Genomic DNA, 23700 nt, shown 5'->3' with positions numbered 1-23700 from the left:
CGGTCAGGTCACCGGCGGCGGTCGAGCAGCAGCACGTCCACCGTGGAGCCGGCGGCGGCGCTGGTCACCCGCTCGCCGAGGACGAGCAGGCCGTTCGCCTCGGCCAGCCCGGCCAGGGTATACGGGCCGCCGGCGAGCGGCTGGACGGTGTACCCGCCGCCGCGCCGCTCGGCCACGTGCGCCGGCCGGAACTCGCGCAGCCCGGACGGCGAGGACAGGGTCTCCAGCAGGTGCGCGCGCACGCTGGGCCGGAACACCGGCTCGGCGCCGGCGAGCAACTGGATGGCGGGCCGGGCGAGCACCTCGAAGCCGACCAGCGCGGTGCCGGGGTCGCCGGGCAGGCAGATGACCGGCACCTCCTCGGCGCCGACGGTGCCGAAGCCCAGCGCGGTGCCGGGGAACAGGGCCACGTCGGTGAAGGCGACGTCGCCGCGGTTGCCCTCCCAGCGGGAGAGGATCCGGCGGACCATGTCGCCGGGGCCGGTGCCGGTCCCGCCGGTCGTGATGATCAGGTCGGAGCGCAGCGTCTGGTCCTCCAGCAGGCCGCGCAGCGCCTCCGGGTCGTCGTCGCAGATGCCGACCCGGTACGCCATCGCGCCGGCCTCGACCGCGGCCGCGGCGAGCGCGTGCGAGCTGGCGTCGACGACCTGGCCGGGCTGGCTGACCCGGCCGACGTCGACCAGCTCGTCGCCGGTGGCGATGATCGTGACCCGCGGGCTGGGGCGGACGACGACGTGGCCGATGCCGGTGCCGGCGAGGACGGCGACCAGCGCGGGCGTGATCGCCAGGCCGGCCCGGGCGAGCCGGGCGCCGGCGGCGAACTCCTCGCCGGCCCGGCGGATGCCGTGGCCGCGCTTGGGCGTGCGGTGGATCTCGACCGCGGCCATCCCCTGGTCGGTCCAGCCGGCCGGCACGACGACGTCGGCGCCGTGCGGCAGCGGGGCGCCGGCGGCGACGGAGAAGCACGTACCGGGGGTGAGCCGCACCGGGCGCCAGCTCGCGGCGCCGATGTCGCCAACGACGCTGAGCCGGACCCGGCTCGGCCCGGTGAGGTCCTCCAGCCGCGCGGCGTAGCCGTCGATGGCGGCGTGGTCGAACGCGGGGAAGTCGTGCGGGGCGTGCACGTCCTCGGCGAGGACGTTGCCGTACGCGCGGGTCAGGTCGAGGTCGAGCGGGGGCAGCGCGCGGAGCTGGCGCAGCACCCGGCCGAGGTAGTCGGCCAGGGGCGTCGGCTCGCCCGCGATCAGCTCGGGCTCGGCCGTCGACGTCATCCGGTGGTCCCGCCGTCGCGGGACACGAAGTCGCCCAGCCAGGCGCGGAACTCGGCGCCCAGGTCGGGGTGGCCGCAGGCCAGCTCCACGACCGTCTGGAGGTACCCCAGCGGCAGGCCGGTGTCGTACCGCACGCCGCGGTAGACGATCCCGTGCACCGGTGCCCCTTCCGCCAGCATCAACGCCATCGCGTCCGTCAGTTGAATTTCACCACCGCTGCCGGGCTTGGTGCGGCGGATTGCGTCGAAAATTCCGGCAGGAAGCACATACCGCCCGACGACGGCGAGATTGCTCGGCGCCTCGGCGGGGTCCGGCTTCTCCACCAGGCCGGTGACGCGGACGACCTCCTCGCCGGCCGGGCCGGGCTCGGCGGACTCGACCGAGGCGATGCCGTACCGGTCGGTCTGCTCGCGCGGCACCTCGATGAAGGCGAGCACGATCCCGCCGGTGCGGGCCTGCAGGTCGAGCATGGCGGGCAGCAGCGGGTCGTCCCGGTCGACGAACTCGTCGCCGAGCAGGACGGCGAACGGCGCGTCCCCGACGTGCGACTCGGCGCAGGCGACGGCGTGGCCCAGCCCGAGCGGCTCGGCCTGGCGGCAGGTGAAGATGTCGGCGATCTCGCTGGTGGCCCGGACCGCGGCCAGCCGGGCGGTGTCGCCCTTCTCGGCCAGCCGCGACTCCAGGTACGGCTGCCGGTCGAAGTGCTCGACCATCGAGGTCTTGCCGCGCCCGGTGACCAGCAGGACGTCGCCGATGCCGGCGGCGGCGGCCTCCTCCACGATGTACTGGAGCACCGGCCGGTCGACGACCGGCAGCAGCTCCTTCGGCACGGCCTTGGTCGTCGGCAGGAACCGCGTGGCCATGCCCGCGGCCGGGATGACGGCCTTGACGGCGCGCTGACCCGTTCGGGGTGGGGTGACGGCGTTGTGTGTTGCGCTGGCGTCCCGACTGTGCTCCGACATGTCCCGAGACTATCGGCCGCGCGGCTGCGGTGCCGGGTGCGGCCCGCCCGGCGCGCCGCGGGCGGCCACCGCCGTGGGGGGACCCCCGGACGGGGTCCGGCGCGGCCGGGCCGGCGCGGCCGGGCGGCTGCCCACCGCGACGCGGTAGGTGTCCCGGCCGCCGGACTTGGCCGCGTACAGCGCCCGGTCGGCGACATCCAGCAGCTCGGGGGTGGAGCCGGCGTGCTCGGGGAACACCGCGATCCCGATGGACGTGGTGACCGGGATCCGGACGACCGAGCCGGGGGTGCGGCCGGTGACGGTGACCGGGGTGTCCCGGATCAGCGCGCCGAGCCGCTGCGCCACCACCTCGCCGCCGGCCCGGTCGGTCTCCGGCAGCAGGATGACGAACTCCTCCCCGCCCTGCCGGAACACCGCGTCCACCTCGCGCACGCCGAGCCGCAGCCGGCGGGCGAACTCGGCCAGCACCGCGTCGCCGGCCCGGTGGCCGTACGTGTCGTTGATCTTCTTGAACCGGTCGATGTCCAGGGCGAGCGCGGTCAGCGTCCGGTCGAACCGGTTGGCCCGCTCGACCTCGCGGTGGGCGGCCTCCTGGAGGTACCGGTAGTTCCACAGGCCGGTCAGCGGGTCGGTCAGCGACAGCCGGTGCGCCTCCTCGTGGGCGCGGACGTTGTCCACCGCGACGGCGGCCTGGCCGGCGAACGTGCGCAGGGTGCTGAGGTCGGCGTCGTCGAACTCCTCGGCGCCGAGCCGGTCGTACACCGCGAGCAGGCCCGCGGTCCGCGGGGCGGCGGCCGGCGGGGCGTCGCCGGCGCCGGTGCGCAGCGCGAACGGTACGGCGACGTAGCTGCGGCAGCGCGGCTCGGTGTCGGACAGCGCCGGCACGCCGCCGGCGACCCGCCCGCGGCGCGGCACGCCGGTCGCGGCGACCACCCCGAGCACGCCCGCGCCGGGCGCCACCCGCAGGCCCTCGACGCCGCCGGTGACCTCGGGCGGCCAGCGCTGGGCCAGGCCCTCGCCGCACTTGCCGGTCAGCGTGCCGCCGGCGTCGGCGAGCAGGACCACGCCGGCCCGGGCGCTGGTCGCGGCCATCGCGGTCTGCAGGATGACGCGCAGGATGCGGTCGAGGTCGTGGGTGCTGGACAGCGTGTCGCCGAGGATCTCCAGGTGGCCGCGGAGCTGATCCCGGCTGGCGGTGAGCGCCTGCACGTACGCCTGGGTCTCCCGGGTCATCCGGTTGAACGTGGCGGCGAGCCGGCCCACCTCGTCCTGCCCGCCGACCGGCACCCGGGCGGCCAGGTCGCCGTCGGCGAACCGGTCGGCGGCCTCGGCCAGCGTGGCCAGCGGGCGGGTGGTGTTGCGGGCCAGCCAGGCGGCGAGCGCGACGGCCACCCCGGCGGTGAGCACGACGACGCCGACCAGCACCGCGTAGGTGCCGGTGGGGCTGGTCCGGGGGACGGAGAGCAGGAGGTTCAGCGGCTGGCCGTCGGCCGGGCCGACCCGGCGGACGTACCGCTTGCCGTCCGCTGTCGACCCGTCCCGGTCGGCCCGGGCCCGGCCGCCGGCGGCGAGCACGTCCCGGCGCTCGCCGGTCGGCTCGGTGCTGTGCCCGGCGGCGGGCCGGCCGTCCGCGGCGACCCGGAGCTGGGTGACGGCGGCGCCGCTGGCGGCGGCGAGCCGGTTGACGAAGTCGCGGTCGACGGCGGCGGCGACGGTGACCGTGCCGAGCGCCTCGCCGCTGTGCGCGCGCAGCTCGACCCGGGCGGCCAGCGCCGCGAACCCGCCGGCGACGACGGCCGGGGTCGGCTGCTCGTCGCCGGTCGGGCCGGCGCAGGCCACCCACGGCTGCGGCGGCGGCTGCGGGGTGCTGAGGGTGACCAGCCCGGCGGGGTCGTTGACCTGCACGGCGCTGCCGAGGCCGGCGCCGATGACCTGCTCGGCGGCGGCGGCCCGGGCGGCGGCGTCGGGGACGATCGCGACGGCGCCCGCGGCGGCGTAGAGCTGCCGGCACAGCGCCCGGACGGACGTGACGACCGCGCCGGTGGCCCGGTCGAGCTGCTCGGTGCCGCGCTGGCTGGCGACGGCGCCGACGGTGGCGGCGACGACGAGGGCGCCGAGCAGGACCGGGCCGAGCACCACCGCGAGGAACGCGGTCGTCAGCCTCGTACGCAGGCTCATCGCCGACCTCCCGGGCGGGCTCGACAGCAGGGCTGACCCGGTGCGGCGGGCCCGGTCCGGCGGTCCAACGGTCCGGTCCGGCGGGCCGGGCGCGGCGGGTGCCGCCACCGGTGCCGGACCCGGGCGCGCGGTTCGGCGGACGCCGTCGGCCGGTCCGGCGCGGGGTCGGCCGGCGCGGTCGGCGGGGCTGCCGCCGGGGCGGCCCGGGGGTCCGCCGCCGTGGGTCGGCTGTGATGCTTGCACAGCGGCCGGCGATTCAGCCGTCTTCGGAGGGGAGTGTTCGGTGTCGGATTTTTCTGAGACTTCGGATGTGAGCCGAAAGCAGGTACTGCGCACCGATCTCCTGGCCCGCCGCCGCGCCCTCGCCCCCGCCGCCCGGCTCGCCGCCGCGGCCGCCGTCACCGCCCACCTGACCGCGCTGCTCGGCGCGCGGCGGCCGGCCGTCGTGGCCGCGTACGCGCCGGTCGGCGCCGAGCCCGGCGGGCCGGACCTGCCGGCCGTGCTGCGGGCCGCGCTGCCCGGCGCGACGCTGCTGCTGCCCGTCCTGCTGCCCGACCTCGACCTGGACTGGGCCGCCTGGGACGGCCAGCCGCTCACCGCCGCCGCCCGCGGGCTGCGCGAGCCCGCCGGGCCGCGCCGCGGCCCGGCCGCCGTCGCCGGGGCGGAGCTGGTCGTCGTACCGGCGCTCGCCGTCGACCGGCGGGGCCGGCGGCTCGGGCGCGGCGGCGGCTCGTACGACCGCGCGCTCGCCAGGGCGACCGGGCTCACGGTGGCCCTGCTGTACGACGGGGAGTGGGTCGACGCCGTACCGGCGGAGCCGCACGACCGCCCCGTCCGGGCGGTGATCACCCCGACCGGCGGACCCGTCCGGCTGGACGGCGACGCTGCCGATGGCGCACTATTGGCACTCGACAAGGACGAGTGCCAGGACCGGCGCTGAGCCGGCCGGCGGCGCTTTCGCACCACGGAGGAATCGTGCCCACCTACCAGTACGCCTGTACCGCGTGCGGCCACCAGCTCGAGGCGGTCCAGTCGTTCAGCGACCCGGCGCTGACGGAGTGCCCGCAGTGCGCCGGGCGGCTGCGCAAGCTGTTCTCCGCCGTCGGCGTGGTCTTCAAGGGCTCGGGCTTCTACCGGACGGACTCGCGTACCGGGAAGTCGGCCGGGGCGGGCGGCTCGGCCGGCGGGTCCGGCGCGGACAAGGGCGGCGACAAGCCGAAGTCGGACAGCGCGGGGAGTTCCCCGGCTGCCGGATCGGGGTCCGGGGGGTCGTCGGGTTCGACGCCGTCGTCGGGGGCGTCGTCCCCGGGCGGCGGGTCGGCCGCGGCCAAGCCGGCGGCGGCCAAGACCTCCTGACCCGGCGCGGCGGCCGGCCTCGGCGGCCCGGCGGGTGATTCCCGCCGCCGGGTGATCCGGGCGATTCCGGGTGTTCCTACCAGTGGGGTGGGCGCTCGTCCAGGAGGCGGGCGTCGTTGCCGCCGTGGAGTTCGCCCCAGCCGGTGTCCGTGTCGTCGCGGGTCTGCTCCGGCAGGTGCGGGGCGTCGTCCTCGGTGAACTCGACCACGCGGTCGGCGTCGCCGCGCTCGGGCCCGACCGCCAGGGCGTCGCGGCCGCGGAATCGCTCGGTGTGCTCCACGGGCGACAGCGTACCGGCGCGCGGCACGTCGGACATGGGCCGATCGGGGCAGCCCCCGCCTATCGTGGAGCGGGTGGACGAGGACGCGTACTGGCGCCGCCCGCCGGCCGGGGCACCCGACCCGGCAGCGGCTGCGCCCCCGCCCGACGGGCCGAGTGGTCCGCCGACCTCCGGCGGGTATGGCGGGCCGCCGGCGACCGTGCCGGTGGCGGATCCGCGGGTGCCGTACGTGGTGGCCGTGCCGGTGCCCGCCCCGGCGCCGCCGGTGGATCACGCGGCGGTCGACGCCGCCGAGGCGCGCGCCCGGCGGTTCACCGCGCTGGTGGCGCTGCTCGCCGCGCTCGTCGCGGCGGCGCTGGTCGTGCGGGCCTGGCTGGCCTGATCCCCGCCGGGCCCGGCTGGCCGACCGCCGCCCGGCGGCGGGTCAGTTGCCGCCCCAGACCGCCTCGGCGCCGGTGTGCCCGGCGCGGACGAACACGAGCAGGGACACCAGCGCCAGCAGCACGACGACCACCGTGCCGGCGGCCGACAGCCACCGCGGCGGCGCGCCGCCCTCCCCCGCGCCCTTCGCCCGCCGCCCGAGGAACAGGATCACCAGGACGACGAGGCCCAGCAGGACCGATACCCAGAGTGACAGGAAACCGAAGTTGCGGTGAGTGGTCATCCGCTCACGCAGCTCCTCGGGCAGCTTGCCGAGGAATGCGTTGCCGGACAGCACGCTCGCCAGCGTCGCCACCGGCGCCACCACCGCGAGCGCGGCGGCGAGCCAGCTCACCTGCGCGCGGAACCGCGGTACCAGCACGAATACGAGCGCGACCACAGCCAGTAACGGACCGAAAACCACCGCGGCATGCACCATCAAGGGGTGCGCCGGAATGCCGAACACCTCGTCGAACATCTCCCCGCCTCTCTACGGCTGATCGCGCAGGGCGCGCTCGACCGCCTCCCAGGGCTCGCCGCCGGGCGTCTCCGCACCGGCCGGACAGCACCGACGGTAATCACACCACCGGCAGAGTGCACCCGGAGCGGCGGGAAATGCAAGATCCGGATCCGTACCGTTATCGATCGCGCGCTCGGCCGCCACGATGTCGGCGGCGGTCTCCTCGGCCCGCCGGACGTGCCGGGCGAGCGACTCCTCGGTGTGCCGGTGGGCGGCGACCGTACCGGTCGGCAGGTGGTGCAGCTCGACCGCCGCGCACGGGCGGCGCAGGGTCCGCCGGGCGGCGATCGCGTACAGCGCCAGCGCGGCCGAGCCGCGCGCGTCGTCGGCGTCCAGCCCCGTCCGCCCGGTCTTGTAGTCGACGATCACCAGCTCGGGATCGCCGTCCGGGCCGGTGCGCTCGTCGATCCGGTCGGCCCGGCCCTGGACCGACAGCGTGGCCGTGGTGGTGGCCACCGTCCGCTCCAGCCCGGCCGGGTCGTGGTCGGGGTCGAGGCCGGCGGCGTACCCCTCCAGCCAGCCCAGCGCCATCCGGTACGCGGCGCGCTCCTGCTCGGCGTCGCGGTACCCCTCGGTCACCCAGCCGGCGCGCAGCAGCCGGGCCATCGCGGCGGGGGCCCGCTGCTCCCGCGGCAGGTCGTACCAGGAGCGCAGCGCCAGGTGCACGCTCGCCCCGAGCGAGGTGTGCGCCCACGGCGGGCCCTTGGGCGGGCGGGGCCGGTCGACGTACGTGTACCGGTACCGGCGGGGGCAGTCGGTGTACGCGCCGAGCTTGCTGGGCGTGCAGACGAACAGCTTCTCGGGCATCCCGGCGAAGCCGAGCTGCTCGTCCGCGCGCGGGCGCGGGGCCGGCCGGGCGACGCGGCGCGCGGGCCGGCGGGCGGGGGGTGTTCCCGGGGAGGAAGGAGGCACGGGCATCATCGTGCCACCAGCCTGTGACAAACCCGTCAGTGCGTGGCGTTGTACGCGCTCACGAACGCGGCCACCGCGTCCGCGATGAGCTGCACCGCGATCGCGGCGAGCAGCAGGCCGGCGATCCGGCTCAGCACCTCGATGCCGCCGGGCCGCAGCACCCGGACCACCAGCGAGCAGTACCGCAGCACCAGCCAGACCACCGCCATGGCCGCGAGGATGGCCGCGGCGATGGCGACGAAGTCGGCGGCGCCGTCGGCCCGCTGGACGAACAGCATCGTCGCCACGATCGCGCCCGGCCCGGCCAGCAGCGGCGTGCCGAGCGGGACCAGCGCCACGCTGGACGTGGCCTGCGCGCCGTTGGCGTCGGCCTTGCCGGTGAGCAGTTCCAGCGCGACGAGGATCAGCAGCAGCCCGCCCGCGGCCTGCAGCGCCGGCAGGTCCACATGCAGGTAGTCCAGGATGGTCTGGCCGCCGACGGCGAAGCCGACGATCACGCCGAGCGCCAGCGCGACGGCCTGCCAGGCGGCCCGGCGGCGCTCGCGGTCGGCCAGCGACCTGGTCAGCGCCAGGAAGATCGGGACCATGCCCGGCGGATCGATGATGACGATCAGGGTGACGAACGCCGCCCCGAAGACCTTGAGGTCCACAGGCTAGGCGTCGTCCTCGTCGTCGCCCGCGCTCAGCCGCGCCTCGACTGCCGCCGGCTCGTACATCTCCTCGACGACGCGCAGGTACAGCTCGTTGGGGTTGGGCAGGTGGGTGACCTCGCGCAGCGCCTGGTCCTGGCCGGCGGACTCCAGCACGAACGTGCCGTAGTTGAGCACCCGGCCGAGCGGGGACTGCTCGAACTTCATGTCCGTGACCCGGGCCAGCGGCATCATCGCGACCTTGCGGGTGACGATCCCGCTGACGACCATGACCCGCTTGTTGGTGAGGATGAACCGGTCGCAGAACCAGTCCGCGACCTCCCAGCCGACCCAGATCATCACGGCCAGCCAGGCGAGGAACAGCAGCGCGGTCGCGCCGTCGCCGGAGCTGGTGCCGGCGAGCATGCCGGAGATCACGCCCAGCGCGACGGTGGCGCCGGCGGCGATCAGCAGGGGCTTGGACAGGTGGATCGGGTGCCGCTTCCACTCACCGCGGTACCGCTCCGTGGGGAACAGGTACCGGCCGACCAGTGAGGACGGCTCGTCCTCGAGCGGGACCACCCGGCGGGGCGCCACGGTCGGGCCGTCGGCGAGGCCGGCCAGCTCCTCGGGCGAGAACTGCGGGCGGACGGTCGTCCGGGTGCGGACGCTGGCGCTGCCGCGCACGGGCGGCGGCTCGGGGCTGCCGAACTCCGGCCCGAAGAACCAGGTGCTGTCGCCGCCGCGGCCGTCCTCGGGCTCGCGGTCGTGGTGCTGCTCCGGCGGGCGGGCGGGACCGGCGGCGTGGTGCTCCGGGCCGTGGTGCTCCGCGTGGTCGCCGGGCGGGGGTGCGGGGGCCGTGCCGTCGGGCTGGCCGCCGCGGGACGCCGTGGGGTCGTGACTGCCGGCGGCGTCGTGCCCGTGGGCGCCGTCACCCGGGCGCGGGTCGCCATCCGGGTTGGAGGACGACCCATCGGGCGGGGTGGCCATGGCGGATCAGGCGACCAGGTTGGTGAAGAACTCGCCGAGCCCCTCGGCCACGTCGGCGATGCCGCCGCCGATGGACTTGAAGACGTTGGCCGCCGACTCGGGCCGGAAGGCCACGAAGAACAGCAGGAAGGCGAGTCCGCCCCAGGTGAGGACCTTCTTGACCATCGCGGGCCAACCCCTTCCGTGTCGATCCCCAGAGAGCACACCGGACCCGGGTCGTTCGTCCCCGCTTCGGTGCGTGCCGGGGGTTTGGCCACCGGCACGCCGAGCCTACCAACTGTGGGCCCTTATGTGGGTTGATCAACATAATGAGTGACCCATCCCGCGGCGTGCGGGTCGGTACTTCCCAGATCAACCGCGACCGTGTAAGTAGGGCGACGGCGCCCCGAACACCAGCTCCTGCGGCTGCCACTCGGCCAGATCCTGCAGGATGACGTTCTCCGCGAGCAGGTAGCCGGCGCTAGCCGGCCAGGCGACCGCGTACAGCCACATGCCCCGCGCCTCGCCCGCGTACGCACTGCGGTCCTCCGGCGACTTCACCGACCACAGCGGCGTGGGGTGCCCGCCGGCCTTGATCTTCGCGTGCGGCACCTCGCGCATCGCGTCGGACAGGGCCAGGCCGGGGTCCGGCCCCGCGATGCCGGCGAACCGGGTGCCCAGCCCCAGGCCCGGCTCCTCGGCGACGAAGATGATGTCCGCGGGGCCGCCGCCCAGCGGGGTCGGACCGCTGACCGCGACCGCGCCGGCGCGGGCGCCCTCGCGCGGGTCGCCGGCCCAGCCGACGCCGGTGACCGTCCAGTGCGCCGGCAGCGGCCACAGGCACCACAGCGGCATGCCGGCGCCGCGGACCGCCCGGCTGGCCGCGGTGACCACGTCGGCGTTGATGTGGTGGGCGACGTGCAGCGGCGGGACCGGGCCGCAGTCCGGGCAGCGCCACTCGCTGTGCATGAGGTCGGGCTCCCGCACCGACCCCCCGCAGCGCGGGCAACTCACTGTCACGGCCACACCAGCCACGGTGCGCCGCCGATCCGTACCTCGTCAAGCGAATCGGTGGGATTGCCCGACTCCGTGCTCCCCTACCCGGTCGGCCCCGGGGCCGGCGGGGGCGGTGGGGCGGCGTGGGCGCGGACCCAGGCGTGCATGGCGATGCCGCTGGCCACGCCGGCGTTGATCGAGCGGGTGGAGCCGTACTGGGCGATCGAGTACAGCTCCCCGCACGCCGCCCGGGCCGCGTCGGACAGCCCCGGCCCCTCCTGCCCGAACAGCAGCAGGCAGCGCCGGGGCAGCGTGGTCGACTCCAGCGGCCGGCTGCCGGGCAGGTTGTCGATGCCCACCACGGTCAGCCCGGCGGCGGCCGCGCGGGCGGCGAGCGCGGCCGGGTCGGGGTGGTACTCGACGTGCTGGTACCGGTCGGTCACCATCGCCCCGCGCCGGTTCCACCGGCGGCGGCCGACGATGTGCACGGCGGCGGCGAGGAACGCGTTGGCGGTCCGGACGACGGTCCCGATGTTGAGGTCGTGCTGCCAGTTCTCGATCGCGACGTGGAAGTCGTGCCGGCGGGTGTCGAGGTCGGCGACGATCGCCGCGTGCCGCCAGTACCGGTACCGGTCGACGACGTTGCGCCGGTCCCCGGCGGCGAGCAGCTCGGGGTCCAGCCGGGGGTCGGCGGGGACCGGGCCGACCCACGGGCCGACGCCCACCGGGGGATTCGCGAACGGCTCCGTCATGCAGGGAACCTAGCGCCGCACCACCGCGTCCATTCCGGGGACCCGGCCGGGAGGCGGGTCCGCGAGTGGTGGGGAAAAGAGGTCCGGACGCAATGAGCGGCGGGGCCCTCCCCGGCACCCGCCGCCCACGCTCTGGTACGGAGAATTCTGCCGCACGTAGCGACGTAGGCCAATGGGACGGATCAAATATCCGACACTCAGTTATCGAAACGTGAGCTGAGTTCTGCTGAGAAGCATCGATCGATGACAGAGAGTTATGTCGATGCGTCCGGCGGATCAACGCCCCGTAACCGCCCGGTGGCCGAGGGCAGTCCGCAGGTGCCGTCGGAGCCCGGCAGCCGGTGCCGGTGGCGGGCGATCAGCCGGTACGGCGGCCACGCCAGCGCGGCGACCGGGCGCAGCGCCAGGACCGTGCCGACCGCGCGCCAGGCGGCGTTCCCGCGCTGGAGCAGCCGGGCCAGGGCGACCGGGCCGGCGGCGCGCTCGCCGTCCGGGCCGCACCACTGCACCGCCGCCGCGCACTGCTCCGCGGTCAGGCCGTACGCCGCGGGGTCGATGGCCCGGCTCGGCACGAGCGCCGCGCGCGGGCGGACCCGGGCCCGCAGGAACGCCGCGCAGCGGGTGCAGAACCCGCAGTCGCCGTCGTACACGAGCACGGGCGGGTCGGGGGTGATCACCCGGCCATTGTGCGCCCCGCGGCGGCCGGTCCGGGTGGGGGAATGCGCGGGACCCGGGTACGGTTTGCCAAGCTGTTCGGGCATTCTGGCGATCGGAGACGGATCATGGCCACGGTTGAACTGACGACCGAGACCTTCGACGAGGCCACCAAGGGCGAGGGCATCGTGCTGGTGGACTTCTGGGCCGACTGGTGCGGGCCGTGCAAGCGCTTCGCGCCGACCTACGAGCGGATCTCCGAGCAGCACACGGACGTCACCTTCGGCAAGGTGGACACCGAGGCGCACCCGGCGCTGGCCCAGCGGTTCAACATCAGCTCGATCCCGACGATCATGGCGATCCGGGACGGCGTGATGGTCTTCTCGCAGGCCGGCGCGCTGCCGGAGCCCGCGCTGGAGGCCCTGGTCACCCAGGTGCGCGACCTGGACATGGAAGCCGTCCGGGAGCGGATCGCCGCGAAGCAGGACTGATCACGGCCCGCCGGCCGGGTGGAGTGGCCATCCGGCCGGTCGCCTGATTGGCCCCGATTGAGTACGGTCGGTGCGTGCTCCTGCGGCGTCCGTCCCCACCCCGCACCCGGCCGGCCGGCGGCACCCCCCGCGGGGGCGCCGCCGCGACCGACGCCCGGGTGGTCGCGGCGCGCGCCCGGCGGATCTGGTCCGCCGCGGCCGCGCTGGCCCTGGTCACCATCGCGCTGCGGCTGTGGGTCGAGCTGGCCGTCCGGCCGTACTCCTGGACGCTGCCCGGCTGGGCCGGCATCCCGCTGCTCGCCGTCGCCGTCGTCGCCGCGGCGGCCGCCCCGGTGGCGCTGTACGTCCGGCTGGTGCTGAGCCAGCCGCCCCCGCGGGCGCTGCCGCTGTCCCCCGCCGCCCGGCCCGCGTGGTGGCTGCCGCGGCGCGGGCTCGTCGCGCTGCCGTCGCCCTGGCTGGCGGCGCCGGCGCTGCTGTACCTCGCGCTGGTCGCCGGCGCGGTCCCGCTGCGCGCCGCCCCCGGCGGCCGGCTGACCGTCGGGTGGGAGTCGCTGGTCAGCGGGGTGTGGCTGCTCCAGCCGCTGGTCGCGGCGGTCGTCTGGTACGTCGTGCGCGGCCCGCAGCTCGGGATCACCGCGGCCGGGCTGGTCGTGCGCGGGCCGTGGTCCGGGCCGGCCGGGCGGACCGTGCCGTGGTCGGCGGTGGACCTGGCCGCCGTGGCCGGGGTGCGCCGCCGGCTGCTGCCGGTCGGGCGGGACGAGGCCGGGCCGGTCGTGCTGCGGCTCGGCTGGCTCTGGGTGGACCCGCTGTTCCTCGCCCGGGCGCTGCGGCACTACGCGGAGCACCCGGAGCACCGGGCGGACCTCGGTACGGAACTCGAACAGACCCGGCTGCGCGCGGCCCTGGCGACCCTCCCCGACCCGCCGGCCGACCGCTGGCCGGAGACGCCGCCACCGGCGGCGCCCGCACGGCCGGTCACGCCCCCGGCCACATCCATCGCCGCGGTCACGGCCGGGGGCGCCGCGGAGCCCGCGGACGGCGGCGCGGCGGTCCCGCGGCCGCGGGAACCCCAGCCGGGGCCGAGCGCCCGCACGAGCTGAACGGCGCGCGGGTCAGCGGAAGACGGCCTCGGCGACGCTGTTGCCGCCGTCCACGATGAGCATCTGGCCGGTGATGTACGACGCCGCCGGCGTGCACAGGAAGCCGATCGCCGACGCCACCTCCTCCGGCTGCCCCGGCCGGCCCATCGGCGTGCCGAAGCCCTGCTTCAGCTCGACCAGCGTCGAGGCGCCGGTGTGGATGATGCCGGGGGCGACCGCGTTCACGGTGATCCCGTCCGCGACCAGCTCCATCGCCAGCGCCCGGGTCAGGCCGACGACGCCGGCCTTCGCCGCGGCGTACCCGGCCTCGGCGGGCAGCGCGTTGACCGGGCCGGCGGTGGCGGCGAGGTTCACGATCCGGCCCCAGCCCTGCTCCGCCATGCCGGCGATGAACGCGCGGCTGACCAGGAACGCCGTACTCAGGTTGCGGTCGATCTCGGCCCGCCACTCGTCGTACGTGAGCTGGGCGACCGGCCGCAGCACCTCCGGGCTGGCCTTGCTGGCCAGGCCGGCGTTGTTGACCACGATCTCCACCGGGCCGAGCTGGTCGGCGACGGCGTCGGCGAGCGCGCCCACCTCGGACTCGTCGGTCAGGTCGGCGACGAAGCCGGTGACCCCCTCGCCCAGCTCGGCCGCCCGGTCGTGGATCCGCCGGGTGGTCGAGACGATCGCCACGGTCGCGCCGAGCGCTCGGAGGCGGTGCGCGGTCGCGTAGCCGATGCCGTCGGGGGAGCCGGCGCCGGTGACCACGGCCACCCGGCCGTCCACCCGGTCCGGGGAACGGCCGGCCGGTTCGGTAGCGCCGTCGGTCTCTGCGTGCATGCCCATGCGAAGATCCTGCCCGCTGGCGCGGGGAGCGGCAACGGCATCGCGGACTTCCCGCCCGATGGGTCCCTCCCGGGCGACCACGCGGAGCCCGGCGGTCGCTACGCCGCGTGTGATCGAACGGATAGGCTGATCGCATCGACCTGCGATCGGAGCACCGCATGACGCCGGAGGACCAGGCATGACGCAGCCGGAGCACCAGCCGGGCCCGCCGGCCGACCCCACCGCACCCCCGCCGGTGGCCGGCCCGCCCGGCCACGGCGGGCCGGGGTCGCCCGAGCCGCCGCCGGCCGCCGGCCAGTCGTCCGCCGGGCCGGCCGCGCCCGATCCGTACGCCGCGCCCGGCCCGTTCGCCACTCCCGATCCGTTCGCCACTCCCGATCCGTACGCCGCGCCGGGTCCGGCCGCGGGGCCGTACGCCGCGCCGGACCCGTACGCGCCGGGCCAGTACGCCGCGCCCGGCCCGTACGGGTCGGCGCCGGGCCCCTACGGGACGCCGGACCCGCACGCCGCGCCCGACCCGTACGCGGCGCCGGGCGCCGCCCCGCAGGCCCCGTACGGCGCGCCGGGCCAGCCCAACCCCTACCCCGCGGCCTACCCGTACGGGTACGGCACCCCACCGCCCAACAACTCCCTGGCCATCGTCGCCGTCGTGCTCGCCGGGGTGGGCGCGGTCGGCCTGTGCGTGTCCGGGATCGGCGGGGTCATCGGCGTCGTCGGCGCGATCCTCGGCCACGTCTCGCGCCGGCAGATCGCCGAGCGCGGCGAGGGCGGCGCCGGGCTGGCCAAGACGGCGATCATCCTGGGCTGGACGACCACGGCGCTCGCGGTCGTGATCACGATCGGCTTCGTCCTGCTGATCGTGCTCGCGCAGCAGGGCGATTCCGGCGGCACCGACATCGATTTCGACGCGCTGGGGGCACTGCGCGGCTGACCATCGACAGGGCACGATGGACGTGCTTTCCTGGCGCGCAAGGTCATCCCTTGTCCCGGAGGTCGCGCCCCCTCATGTCCCCCTTCCGTGCGGTCCTGTTCGACTTCTTCGGCACGCTGACGGAGGCGGTGCGGCGCGGCCCGGCGCACGCCCGGATCGCCCGCGACCTGGGCTGCGACCCGCCCGCGATGACCGCGGCGCTGGACGCGACGTTCCGCGAGCGGGCCCGCGGCGCGTACGGCGACGAGCTGCGCGCCCTGCGCGCGGTCTGCCGGCTGGCCGGCGGCGCGCCGAGCGACGCCGCGTTGGCCGCCGCGCTGCCGGCGCGGCGCGCCGCGATGTCCGCGGACCTGCGGCTGCGGCCGGACGCGGTGGCCACGCTGGCCGAGGTGCGCGGGCGCGGGCTGCGCACGGGGCTGGTGAGCGACTGCGCGTACGAGCTGCCGGTGCTGCTGCCCGGGCTGCCGGTGGCGCCGCTGCTGGAGGCGTGCGTGTACTCCGTCCACGTCGGCCGGTGCAAGCCCGACCCGGCGATCTTCCTGGCCGCCTGCGCGCGGCTGCGGGTGGCGCCGCGGGAGTGCCTGTACGTGGGCGACGGCGGCGGCCGCGAGCTGACCGGGGCGACGGCGCTGGGGATGACCGCGGTCCGGCTGGCGGCGCCGGACCTGGCCGGGCACCTGGTGTTCGCGCCGGACGACTTCGCCGGCCCGGCCGTCGACCGGCTCGGCGCGGTACCGGCGCTGCTGGACCGCGCGGCGGCCGGCGGCGCGGCCCGGCCGGGGGTCGCGCGCCCGCGCCCGCCGCGCCCGCGGGCGGCGCTGCCGGCGTGAGGGCCGCCCGGGGCAGGATGGACGGATGACGGACCCAGCCCGCACCCCGCCGCCGGCCGACGGCGCCGACGACCCGCTGGTGGCCGAGGCGATGAAGCGGGCCGCGATCGCCTGGCTCGCCGTCGGCGACCGGCCCCCCGTCGGCGTGTGGTGCCTGGCGGCGGACGGCGTGCTGTACGTCGTCGCCGGCCCCGGCGAGCAGGACGTGCCCGGCCTGGCCGACGCCGCGGCGCCCGGCGGGCCGCCGGTGGCGGTGACGCTGCGCGGCGACCACGGCGGCCGGATCGTCACCTTCCCGGCGGCGGTCGGCCGGGTCGACCCGGCCGCGCCGGAGTGGCCGGACGTGGCCGGCCAGCTCGCCGCGAAGCGGCTCAACGCGCCCGGCCCGACGGCGGACCTGGTGGCCCGGTGGGCGGCCGAGTGCGCGGTGGTCCGGCTGGCGCCCGGCGGGCCGCCGCGGCCGCGGCCGGGGGACGCCGGCGCGGCGCCGCCGCGGGAGACGCCCGCGGCCCGGCCGGCCCGCAAACCGTTCCGCCTGCACCGCGTCCGCCGCCGCTGACCGCCGACCGGGCCGGCGCCGCGGCCACCCGAGATCAGCCGGCCGGATCGGCGCCGCCGCCCGGCGGGTCAGCCGACGAAGGGGGGCACCAGGATCTCGCCGGCGGCGATCGGGACGACCGTGCCCGCCACCGTCACCCGCACCGGCGCCCCGTCGGCGGCCGTGACCGTACCGTGCAGCGTGGACGGTCGGTGCAGCTCCGCCCCCTGCCGGACCGTGTACGCCGCCGTCCCGTCGCCCGGTAGCAGCCCCGCGGTGACCAGGTACGCCCCCAGGCCCAGCGCCGCCGACCCGGTGGCCGGGTCCTCCGGCACCCCGGCGCCGGGGCAGAACACCCGGGCGTGCGCGGTCCGGGTGTCCGGGTCCCAGGCGAAGACGCACAGGTCCGGTACGGCGTACCGGGCGGCGGCCGCGCTGTCCAGCGCCGCGGCGGCGACCTCGGCGGCCGATAGGGCGAGGTACGCGAAATCGAGCCCGCACCCGGCGACCCGCGGCGGGATCGCCCCGCCGGCGGCCGGCGGCAGGGCCGCGGCGGCGCGCAGCGGCGTCGGGTCCAGCGCCGGCCCGACGGCCGGGGCGGCGCCGGTGAGCCGGGCGCCGTCGCGCTCCGGGTTCAGGGTGAGCGGCAGCAGGCCGGCGCCGCACTCCTGGACGACGACGCCGTCGTCGTCCGGCTTCGCCAGCCCGAGGCCGGCGGCGACCACGGCCGTGCCGATGCTGGGGTGGCCGGCGAACGGCAACTCCGCCTCGGGGGTGAAAATGCGCACCCGGTAGGTGGCCGCCCGGTCGGTGGCCGGCAGCGGGAACGCGGTCTCGGACAGGTGGAACTCGCGGGCGAGCGCCTGGAGCTGGTCGGTGCCCAGCGCGTCGGCGCCGAGGACCACGGCCAGCGGGTTGCCGGCGAACGGCCGGTCGGTGAACACGTCGACGATGCGGTACGCGAGTCGGGCGCGTGCGGTGAGGTGGGGCATGGCCTTCCACGCTAGACGATCCGTGGGCGCATTAGGCTGATCCGGTGACCTCCGCTACCAAGGTCTTCGTGGCGCGCCTGGCCGGACTGACCGTTTTCGATCCCAACGGGGACCAGGTCGGCCGCGTCCGCGACGCCGTGGCCAGGCTGCGGATGGGCGGGCGGGCGCCGCAGGTGGTCGGCCTGGTGGCCGAGATCGCCATGCGCCGGCGCATCTTCCTGCCGATCGGCCGGATCACGTCGGTGGACTCCGACGCGGTCGTGCTGAACACCGGCACGCTCAACCTGCGCCGCTTCTCCAAGCGCCCGGACGAGCTGCTGGTCCTGGAGGAGCTGCTGGACCGGCGGGTGACGATCAGCGCCACCGACCAGCCGGCGACGGTCGTGGACGTGGCGATGGAGGCCAACCGGCTGGGCGAGTGGACGCTGCACCGGGTCGCGGTCCGGGAGATCACCGGGCGGCTGACCCGGCGCGGGCACCTGCACCAGTTGGAGTGGCGGGAGCTGTCCGGGCTGGTCGGGCTGCCGGAGGCGCAGGGCACGGCGAGCCTGCTCGCGATGCTGGACCAGCTCCGCCCGGCCGACCTGGCCAACGTCCTGCAGGAGCTGTCCGACACCCGGCGCAACGAGGTGGCGGCGGCGCTGGACGACGAGCGGCTGGCCGACGTCCTGGGCGAGCTGCCCGAGCACGACCAGGTGGAGATCCTGGCCGCGCTGGACCGCGAGCGCGCCGCGGACGTCCTGGAGGAGATGGACCCGGACGACGCCGCCGACCTGCTCGCCGAGCTGCCGAAGGTCGAGCAGGAGGTGCTGCTGGACCTGATGCAGCCGGACGAGGCGGAGCCGGTCCGGGCGCTGCTGAAGTACCTGCCGGGGACCGCCGGCTCGGTGATGACCTCGGAGCCGGTCATCCTCACCCCGGACGCGACGGTGGCCGAGGCGCTGGCCCGGATCCGGGAGCCGCAACTCTCCCCGGCGATCGCCGCGCAGATCTTCGTGACCCGGGCGCCGATGGCCACGCCGACGGGCCGGTACCTGGGCATGGTGCACTTCCAGAAGCTGCTCCGCGAGCCACCGGCCGAGCTGCTGGGCGGCGTGGTGGACAACGACATCGACCCGCTGGACCCGGAGACGCCGCTGCCGGAGATCACCCGGCGGATGGCGACGTACGACCTGGTCTCGATGCCGGTGGTGGACACCAGCGACCGGCTGGTCGGCGCGGTGACGGTGGACGACGTGCTGGACCACCTGCTCCCGCACGACTGGCGGGACCGGGACAGCGACGCGGGGTCGGCGGCGTGACCGGCCGGCGGGTCCGGCCGACGGCCGAGGGGGCGACGGCGTGACCGAGCAGCGGCGGCTGGACCAGCCGCGGGAGCCCGGCCGGCTGAGCCTGCCCCGGTTCGACCCGGAGGCGTTCGGCCGCTGGTCGGAGGGGTTCGCCCGGTCGATGGGGACGGCCCGGTTCATCGTCTACATGACCGTCGTGGTGCTGCTCTGGTTCGCCTGGAACACCCTCGCGCCGTTGCCGTGGCGGTTCGACCCGTACCCGTACCAGTTCATGACGCTCGTGCTGTCGTTGCAGGCCAGCTACGCGGCCCCGCTGATCCTGCTGGCGCAGAACCGGCAGGCCGACCGGGACCGGCTGACGATGGAGGAGGACCGGCGCCGGGCGGCCATGCAGAAGGCCGACACCGAGTACCTGGCCCGGGAGATCGCCTCGCTGCGGATCGCGGTGGGCGAGGTCGCCACCCGCGACTTCCTGCGCTCGGAGCTGACCCGGCTGGCCGAGGAGCTGGACGACGCGGCGCAGCGCCGGTACGAGCGGGAGCACCCGGAGCCGGCGGCCGCCGACCCGGCCGACGAGCCCCGCAAGCCGCGCAAGGCCCGCTGACCGCTCCTCGATCACCACCGACCCGATGGCGGTTGACCGGTCCGTCTTTCATGTGTCAGCCTTTTCTTACACATGAAATGAGGGGCTTCCGTACTACGGTCGAAAGACGCCCCCGCACACACCGAGGATGATCATGGCAACCGTCCGCGTACGCCGGCCCGACGCCCCCGCCGCCGCACCCGACACCGGGCCCGGCCGCCTGCTGCGCGGGAGGTTCGCCGCCTGGCTGGTCATCGCGGCCTGGGTGGCGGTCCTCGCCGCGCTCTCCCCCGCCGCCGGCCGGGTCGACGAGGTGCAGAAGAACGACGCGGTCGCCATGCTGCCGCGCGGCGCCGACGCGACCCGGGTCGCCGAGTACGCCGGCCGCTTCCCCACCGCCGATGCCCTGCCCGCGGTCACCGTCTTCACCCGCGACGCCGGGCTGACCCCCGCCGACCGGACGGCGATCGAGGCCAAGCGGGCGGCGATGGTCCCGCTCGCGCTCGCCGGCCGGGTCGCCCCGGTCGAGTACGCCGGCGACGGCCGCGCCGCGACGGTCACCGCGCTGCTCTCCCGCGCGGACGGCCTGTTCGACCGGGTGGACGGCCTGCGCGCGCTCGCCCGCGACGGCCTGCCCGCGGGCCTGGCCGGCGCGGTCGGCGGCCCGGCCGCCGGGCTGGTCGACACGGTCAAGGTGTTCAGCGACCTGGACACCGACCTGTTCATGATCACCGGCGCGGTCGTCGCCGTCCTGCTGCTGATCATCTACCGCAGCCCGGTCCTGTGGCTGCTGCCGCTGCTCGCCGTCGGTGCGGCCACCCGGGTGTCCGAGGCGATCATCTACCTGCTCGGCAAGAACGTCGACCTGCCCGTGGACGGCCAGAGCGCCGGCATCACCACCGTCCTCGTCTTCGGCGTCGGCACCGACTACGCGCTGCTGCTGCTCGCCCGGTACCGCGAGGAACTGCGCCGGCACGCCGACCGCCGCGACGCGATGCTGGTCGCCCTGCGCCGCTCCGCGCCGGCGATCCTGGCCAGCGCCGGCACGGTCATCCTCGGCCTGCTCTGCCTGCTCGTCGCCGACCTGAACACCAACCGCAGCATCGGCGCCGTCGGCGCCATCGGCGTCTTCGCCGGCGCGGCCACCACCCTCGCCCTGCTGCCGGCACTGCTGGTCGCCGCGGGCCGGTGGGTGTTCTGGCCGTTCGTCCCGCGGCCGGACACCGCCGAGCCGACCGGCCGCCTCTGGGACCGGATCGGCGCCGTCCTGGCCCGCCGCCCCCGGCTGATCTGGGCCGTCACCGCGCTGGCGCTGGGCGCGCTCGCGTTCGGCCTCGGCGGCGTCCGGATCGGCACCAGCCAGGCCGAGTCGTTCACCACCGAGCCCGAGTCGATCACCGCGCAGGCGCGGATCGCCGCCCACTTCCCCGCCGGCAACGCCGCCCCCGCCACCCTCGTCGCGCCCGCCGCCGCCGGCACCGCCGTCACCGCCGCGGCCCGGGCCGTGCCGGGCGTGGCCGCCGTCCGCCCGCCCACGCCGTCCACCGACGGCACCCTGGTGTCCGTACCGGTGGTGCTCACCGACGCGCCGGACAGCCGCGCCGCCGAGGAGACCGTACGCCGCCTGCGCGCCGCCACCGACGGCATCGCCGGCGCACTGGTCGGCGGCCCGACGGCCGAGCAGCTCGACACCGAGGAGGCCGCCGGCCGCGACCGGTCGCTGGTCATCCCGCTGGTGCTGGCCGCGGTCCTGCTGGTCCTGGTCCTGCTGCTGCGGGCCCTGGTCGCGCCGCTGCTGCTGATCGGGACGGTGGTGCTGTCGTACGCGGCGGCCCTCGGCGCGGCCGCGCTGCTGCTGCGCGGGGTGTTCGACCTGTCGGCGTTCGACGACTCGACGCCGCTGCTCGGGTTCGTGTTCCTGGTGGCGCTGGGGGTGGACTACAACATCTTCCTGGTCCACCGGATCCGCGAGGAGGTCGGTACGGCGGGCCACTCGGCGGGGGTGCTGCGGGGGCTGGCGGCGACGGGCGGGGTGATCACGAGCGCGGGCCTGGTCCTGGCGGCGACCTTCACGGTGCTGGCGACGCTGCCGCTGGTGACGATGCTGGGCATCGGCCTGGTGGTGGCGGTCGGCGTCCTCCTGGACACCCTGGTGGTCCGCTCCGTCCTGGTCCCCGCCCTCCTCCTGGACGCGGGCCCCCACTCCTGGTGGCCCCGCCGCCTCCGACAGTGAACCCTCCCCATCCGAGGATCCACATGGGGCAGAGCACGTCATGAGCCCCGCATTCGGTACCTGACCCATCCTCACCACCGGCGGCCGGGGGGCAAGGGTTGGGCGGGGACCCGCCGCCCACGCCCACCCGCCGACCGGTCATGGGCGCCGCGGGGCCTCCCGAAGATCGACATGAGGGTGGGCACCTGATGGGCGGGTGGGAGGAAAGGGGTGTAGCGGGCGGTGGGGATCGGGGTGGGTGGGGGTTGCGGGGAGTGACCGTAGGATGGGGGGATGGGTGTGGGCGTGGGGACCGTTGCCGTTGACCGGGCAGGCGAGGAGGCCGTCCGCGCGGCGCTGGCGACCGTGGACGACCCGGAGATCCGCCGGCCGATCACCGACCTCGGCATGGTCGAGGCCGTCGCCATCGCGGCCGACGGGCGGGTGCGGATCGCGCTGCTGCTGACCGTCGCCGGCTGCCCGCTCAAGGACAAGCTGCGGTCGGACATCACCGCCGCCGTGGGCGCCGTACCGGGCGTGACCGGGGTGGACGTCGACTTCGGCGTGATGAGCGCCGACCAGCGCAAGGACCTGCAGAGCCGGCTGCGCGGGGGCGGCGGCGCCGAGCCGGTCATCCCGTTCGCCCAGCCGGGCTCGCGGACCAGGGTGTACGCGGTGGCCAGCGGCAAGGGCGGCGTCGGCAAGTCCAGCGTCACCGTGAACCTGGCCGTGGCGCTCGCCGCGCGGGGGCTGGCGGTCGGCGTGGTCGACGCCGACATCTACGGCCACTCGGTACCGCGGATGCTCGGCGCCGACGGCAAGCCCACCCGGGTCGAGGAAATGATCATGCCGCCGCAGGCGCACGGGGTGAAGGTCATCTCGATCGGGATGTTCACCCCCGGCAACGCCGCCGTGGTCTGGCGCGGGCCGATGCTGCACCGGGCACTCCAGCAGTTCCTGGCCGACGTGTACTGGGGCGAGCTGGACGTACTCCTGCTCGACCTGCCGCCGGGCACCGGCGACGTCGCGATCTCGCTGGCCCAGCTCCTGCCCAACGCCGAGATCCTCGTGGTCACCACGCCGCAGCAGGCCGCCGCCGAGGTGGCCGAGCGGGCCGGCGCGATCGCCCTCCAGACGCACCAGCGGGTCGTCGGCGTGGTCGAGAACATGTGCTGGCTGGAACTGCCCACCGGCGAGCGGATCGAGGTGTTCGGCGCCGGCGGCGGGCAGGCGGTCGCGGACTCGCTCAGCCGGACGATCGGCGCGCCCGTCCCGCTGCTGGGCCAGATCCCGCTGGACACCCGGGTGCGCGAGGGCGGCGACGCCGGCGCCCCGATCGTGCTGGCGGCGCCGGACGCGCCGGCGGCGGTGGCGCTGGCGGCGGTCGCGGACAAGCTGGCCGTACGGCGGGAGTCGCTGGTCGGCAAGTCCCTGGGCCTGCGCCCGGCCTGAGCCGGCCGCGCCGCCGAACCCGGCGGACGACCGGGTCGGCACCGGTGGCGCGCGATGGTCGCCGGCGGACGCCTCGGTTCAGGTGGCGTCGAAGTCGCGGCGGCGGGCCGGGGCGGCGGGCGCTTCCGGTACCGGTTCGGTCGGCGGGGTGGCCGGCGCGGTGCGGACCGTGGCGTCCGGGCGGACGCCGGCGCGCGCGTCGGCGACCGCGTCCCGGACGCTGTCGCGGGCGCCCAGCGTGCTGTCGCGCAGCGTGGCGGTCTGCCCGCGGACGTCGCTCATCAGGCCCTCCAGCGGGCGGCGCAGCGCCTGCTCGTCCTCCTCGCTGAGCAGGTGCTTGCGGATCAGCGCCTTCGGGTGCAGGTCCTCGAAGCGCAGGTCGGTCCCCAGCTCGCGGCTGAGGTCGCCGGTGGCGTTGCTGGCCATCCGGCGCAGGTTGCGCAGCATCCGCAGGCCGTCGCCGATGACCTTGGGCAGCTTGTCGCCGAAGATCAGGAACGCCAGCACCAGCAGCGCCAGGATCTCCCACCAGTTCAGGTTCTCGAACAACGCGCC

At 76.3% G+C, this 23700-nt stretch carries 27 protein-coding genes; 12 read left to right on the top strand and 15 right to left on the bottom strand.

Features of this window, described 5'->3' with window-relative positions; genetic code table 11:
- Window positions 1-8: 8 nt before the first annotated feature.
- The 3 genes from IEY94_RS11140 to IEY94_RS11130 are packed head-to-tail and all read right to left on the bottom strand — an operon-like array spanning window position 9 to window position 4411.
- Window positions 9-1271 (bottom strand): molybdopterin molybdotransferase MoeA, encoded by a 1263-nt coding sequence (locus IEY94_RS11140; RefSeq protein WP_189170038.1) that lies wholly within the window; start codon window positions 1269-1271, stop codon window positions 9-11.
- Window positions 1268-2233, bottom strand: a complete 966-nt coding sequence (locus IEY94_RS11135) for a UTP--glucose-1-phosphate uridylyltransferase (protein WP_189170037.1) — start codon at window positions 2231-2233, stop codon at window positions 1268-1270. The genes IEY94_RS11140 and IEY94_RS11135 overlap by 4 nt, the downstream gene beginning before the upstream one ends.
- 9 nt (window positions 2234-2242) lie before the next feature.
- Entirely contained in the window at window positions 2243-4411 is a 2169-nt protein-coding gene (locus IEY94_RS11130; RefSeq protein WP_189170036.1) for a diguanylate cyclase, read from the bottom strand.
- A gap of 283 nt (window positions 4412-4694) precedes the next feature.
- Between IEY94_RS11130 and IEY94_RS11125 the strand changes: the two genes are divergently transcribed.
- A complete protein-coding gene (locus IEY94_RS11125; protein ID WP_189170035.1) occupies window positions 4695-5351 on the top strand; it encodes a 5-formyltetrahydrofolate cyclo-ligase in 657 nt (218 codons plus the stop codon).
- 35 nt (window positions 5352-5386) lie between these two features.
- Entirely contained in the window at window positions 5387-5767 is a 381-nt protein-coding gene (locus IEY94_RS11120) for an FmdB family zinc ribbon protein (protein ID WP_189170034.1), read from the top strand.
- A gap of 76 nt (window positions 5768-5843) precedes the next feature.
- On the opposite strand, the gene IEY94_RS11115 is transcribed toward IEY94_RS11120, so the two are convergent.
- The gene (locus IEY94_RS11115) at window positions 5844-6083 is read right to left on the bottom strand and encodes a hypothetical protein (protein WP_189170279.1); all 240 of its coding nucleotides are present in this window, start codon (window positions 6081-6083) and stop codon (window positions 5844-5846) included.
- A gap of 37 nt (window positions 6084-6120) precedes the next feature.
- Here IEY94_RS11115 and IEY94_RS11110 point away from each other — a divergent pair, with 37 nt between their 5' ends.
- Complete coding sequence (locus IEY94_RS11110) at window positions 6121-6429, top strand: hypothetical protein (RefSeq protein ID WP_189170033.1); 309 nt, start codon at window positions 6121-6123, stop codon at window positions 6427-6429.
- Window positions 6430-6471: 42 nt separating this feature from the next.
- Here IEY94_RS11110 and IEY94_RS11105 read toward each other — a convergent pair whose 3' ends face one another.
- The 8 genes from IEY94_RS11105 to IEY94_RS11070 all read right to left on the bottom strand — a co-directional run bounded on the left by IEY94_RS11105 (window position 6472) and on the right by IEY94_RS11070 (window position 11922).
- Window positions 6472-6945, bottom strand: a complete 474-nt coding sequence (locus IEY94_RS11105; RefSeq protein WP_189170032.1) for a DUF2231 domain-containing protein — start codon at window positions 6943-6945, stop codon at window positions 6472-6474.
- 12 nt (window positions 6946-6957) lie between these two features.
- Window positions 6958-7794, bottom strand: a complete 837-nt coding sequence (locus IEY94_RS11100; protein ID WP_189170253.1) for a RecB family exonuclease — start codon at window positions 7792-7794, stop codon at window positions 6958-6960.
- Between the two features lie 140 nt (window positions 7795-7934).
- Entirely contained in the window at window positions 7935-8549 is a 615-nt protein-coding gene (locus IEY94_RS11095) for a MarC family protein (protein ID WP_189170031.1), read from the bottom strand.
- A 3-nt stretch (window positions 8550-8552) separates the two neighbouring features.
- On the bottom strand, window positions 8553-9518 hold the full coding sequence (locus IEY94_RS11090; RefSeq protein ID WP_229783586.1) for a PH domain-containing protein: 966 nt from the start codon (window positions 9516-9518) through the stop codon (window positions 8553-8555).
- A gap of 6 nt (window positions 9519-9524) precedes the next feature.
- A complete protein-coding gene (locus IEY94_RS11085) occupies window positions 9525-9683 on the bottom strand; it encodes a hypothetical protein (protein ID WP_189170030.1) in 159 nt (52 codons plus the stop codon).
- A 186-nt stretch (window positions 9684-9869) separates the two neighbouring features.
- On the bottom strand, window positions 9870-10511 hold the full coding sequence (locus IEY94_RS11080) for a DUF6758 family protein (RefSeq protein ID WP_373291270.1): 642 nt from the start codon (window positions 10509-10511) through the stop codon (window positions 9870-9872).
- Between the two features lie 83 nt (window positions 10512-10594).
- Window positions 10595-11245, bottom strand: coding sequence for a TrmH family RNA methyltransferase (locus IEY94_RS11075; RefSeq protein ID WP_189170029.1), 651 nt, complete (start codon window positions 11243-11245; stop codon window positions 10595-10597).
- A 254-nt stretch (window positions 11246-11499) separates the two neighbouring features.
- Complete coding sequence (locus IEY94_RS11070) at window positions 11500-11922, bottom strand: thiol-disulfide oxidoreductase DCC family protein (protein ID WP_229783577.1); 423 nt, start codon at window positions 11920-11922, stop codon at window positions 11500-11502.
- A 105-nt stretch (window positions 11923-12027) separates the two neighbouring features.
- Here IEY94_RS11070 and trxA point away from each other — a divergent pair, with 105 nt between their 5' ends.
- Window positions 12028-12390 (top strand): thioredoxin, encoded by a 363-nt coding sequence (gene trxA, locus IEY94_RS11065; RefSeq protein WP_189170027.1) that lies wholly within the window; start codon window positions 12028-12030, stop codon window positions 12388-12390.
- 74 nt (window positions 12391-12464) lie between these two features.
- A complete protein-coding gene (locus IEY94_RS11060) occupies window positions 12465-13490 on the top strand; it encodes a hypothetical protein (RefSeq protein ID WP_189170026.1) in 1026 nt (341 codons plus the stop codon).
- A gap of 12 nt (window positions 13491-13502) precedes the next feature.
- Here the strand turns inward: IEY94_RS11060 and IEY94_RS11055 are convergent, their stop codons facing one another.
- Window positions 13503-14318, bottom strand: a complete 816-nt coding sequence (locus IEY94_RS11055; RefSeq protein WP_189170025.1) for an SDR family NAD(P)-dependent oxidoreductase — start codon at window positions 14316-14318, stop codon at window positions 13503-13505.
- Between the two features lie 178 nt (window positions 14319-14496).
- On the opposite strand from IEY94_RS11055, the gene IEY94_RS11050 reads away from it, so the two are divergent.
- The 3 genes from IEY94_RS11050 to IEY94_RS11040 all read left to right on the top strand — a co-directional run bounded on the left by IEY94_RS11050 (window position 14497) and on the right by IEY94_RS11040 (window position 16638).
- Window positions 14497-15249, top strand: coding sequence for a DUF4190 domain-containing protein (locus tag IEY94_RS11050; RefSeq protein WP_189170024.1), 753 nt, complete (start codon window positions 14497-14499; stop codon window positions 15247-15249).
- Window positions 15250-15323: 74 nt separating this feature from the next.
- Window positions 15324-16079, top strand: coding sequence for an HAD family hydrolase (locus tag IEY94_RS11045; RefSeq protein ID WP_189170023.1), 756 nt, complete (start codon window positions 15324-15326; stop codon window positions 16077-16079).
- Between the two features lie 25 nt (window positions 16080-16104).
- Window positions 16105-16638 (top strand): hypothetical protein, encoded by a 534-nt coding sequence (locus IEY94_RS11040; RefSeq protein ID WP_189170022.1) that lies wholly within the window; start codon window positions 16105-16107, stop codon window positions 16636-16638.
- A gap of 68 nt (window positions 16639-16706) precedes the next feature.
- Here the strand turns inward: IEY94_RS11040 and IEY94_RS11035 are convergent, their stop codons facing one another.
- Window positions 16707-17609, bottom strand: coding sequence for a PhzF family phenazine biosynthesis protein (locus IEY94_RS11035; protein ID WP_189170021.1), 903 nt, complete (start codon window positions 17607-17609; stop codon window positions 16707-16709).
- 44 nt (window positions 17610-17653) lie between these two features.
- Between IEY94_RS11035 and IEY94_RS11030 the strand changes: the two genes are divergently transcribed.
- The 4 genes from IEY94_RS11030 to IEY94_RS11015 all read left to right on the top strand — a co-directional run bounded on the left by IEY94_RS11030 (window position 17654) and on the right by IEY94_RS11015 (window position 23145).
- Window positions 17654-18910 (top strand): magnesium transporter MgtE N-terminal domain-containing protein, encoded by a 1257-nt coding sequence (locus tag IEY94_RS11030; RefSeq protein WP_189170020.1) that lies wholly within the window; start codon window positions 17654-17656, stop codon window positions 18908-18910.
- A 40-nt stretch (window positions 18911-18950) separates the two neighbouring features.
- Window positions 18951-19502, top strand: a complete 552-nt coding sequence (locus IEY94_RS11025) for a DUF1003 domain-containing protein (RefSeq protein ID WP_189170019.1) — start codon at window positions 18951-18953, stop codon at window positions 19500-19502.
- A gap of 133 nt (window positions 19503-19635) precedes the next feature.
- Window positions 19636-21714 carry an MMPL family transporter gene (locus IEY94_RS11020; protein ID WP_189170018.1) on the top strand — a complete coding sequence of 693 codons (2079 nt, stop codon included), beginning with the start codon at window positions 19636-19638 and terminating at the stop codon, window positions 21712-21714.
- Between the two features lie 273 nt (window positions 21715-21987).
- Complete coding sequence (locus IEY94_RS11015; RefSeq protein ID WP_189170017.1) at window positions 21988-23145, top strand: Mrp/NBP35 family ATP-binding protein; 1158 nt, start codon at window positions 21988-21990, stop codon at window positions 23143-23145.
- A gap of 78 nt (window positions 23146-23223) precedes the next feature.
- Here the strand turns inward: IEY94_RS11015 and IEY94_RS11010 are convergent, their stop codons facing one another.
- Window positions 23224-23694 carry a twin-arginine translocase TatA/TatE family subunit gene (locus tag IEY94_RS11010; RefSeq protein ID WP_189170016.1) on the bottom strand — a complete coding sequence of 157 codons (471 nt, stop codon included), beginning with the start codon at window positions 23692-23694 and terminating at the stop codon, window positions 23224-23226.
- Between the last annotated feature and the right edge of the window lie 6 nt (window positions 23695-23700).

Origin of the sequence: Pilimelia anulata (genome assembly GCF_014647895.1) — a bacterium.
GTDB classification, from domain to species: Bacteria; Actinomycetota; Actinomycetes; order Mycobacteriales; family Micromonosporaceae; genus Pilimelia; species Pilimelia anulata.
Note: the sequence above shows the minus strand (reverse complement) of the source record. Positions and strands in the feature narration are given on the sequence as shown.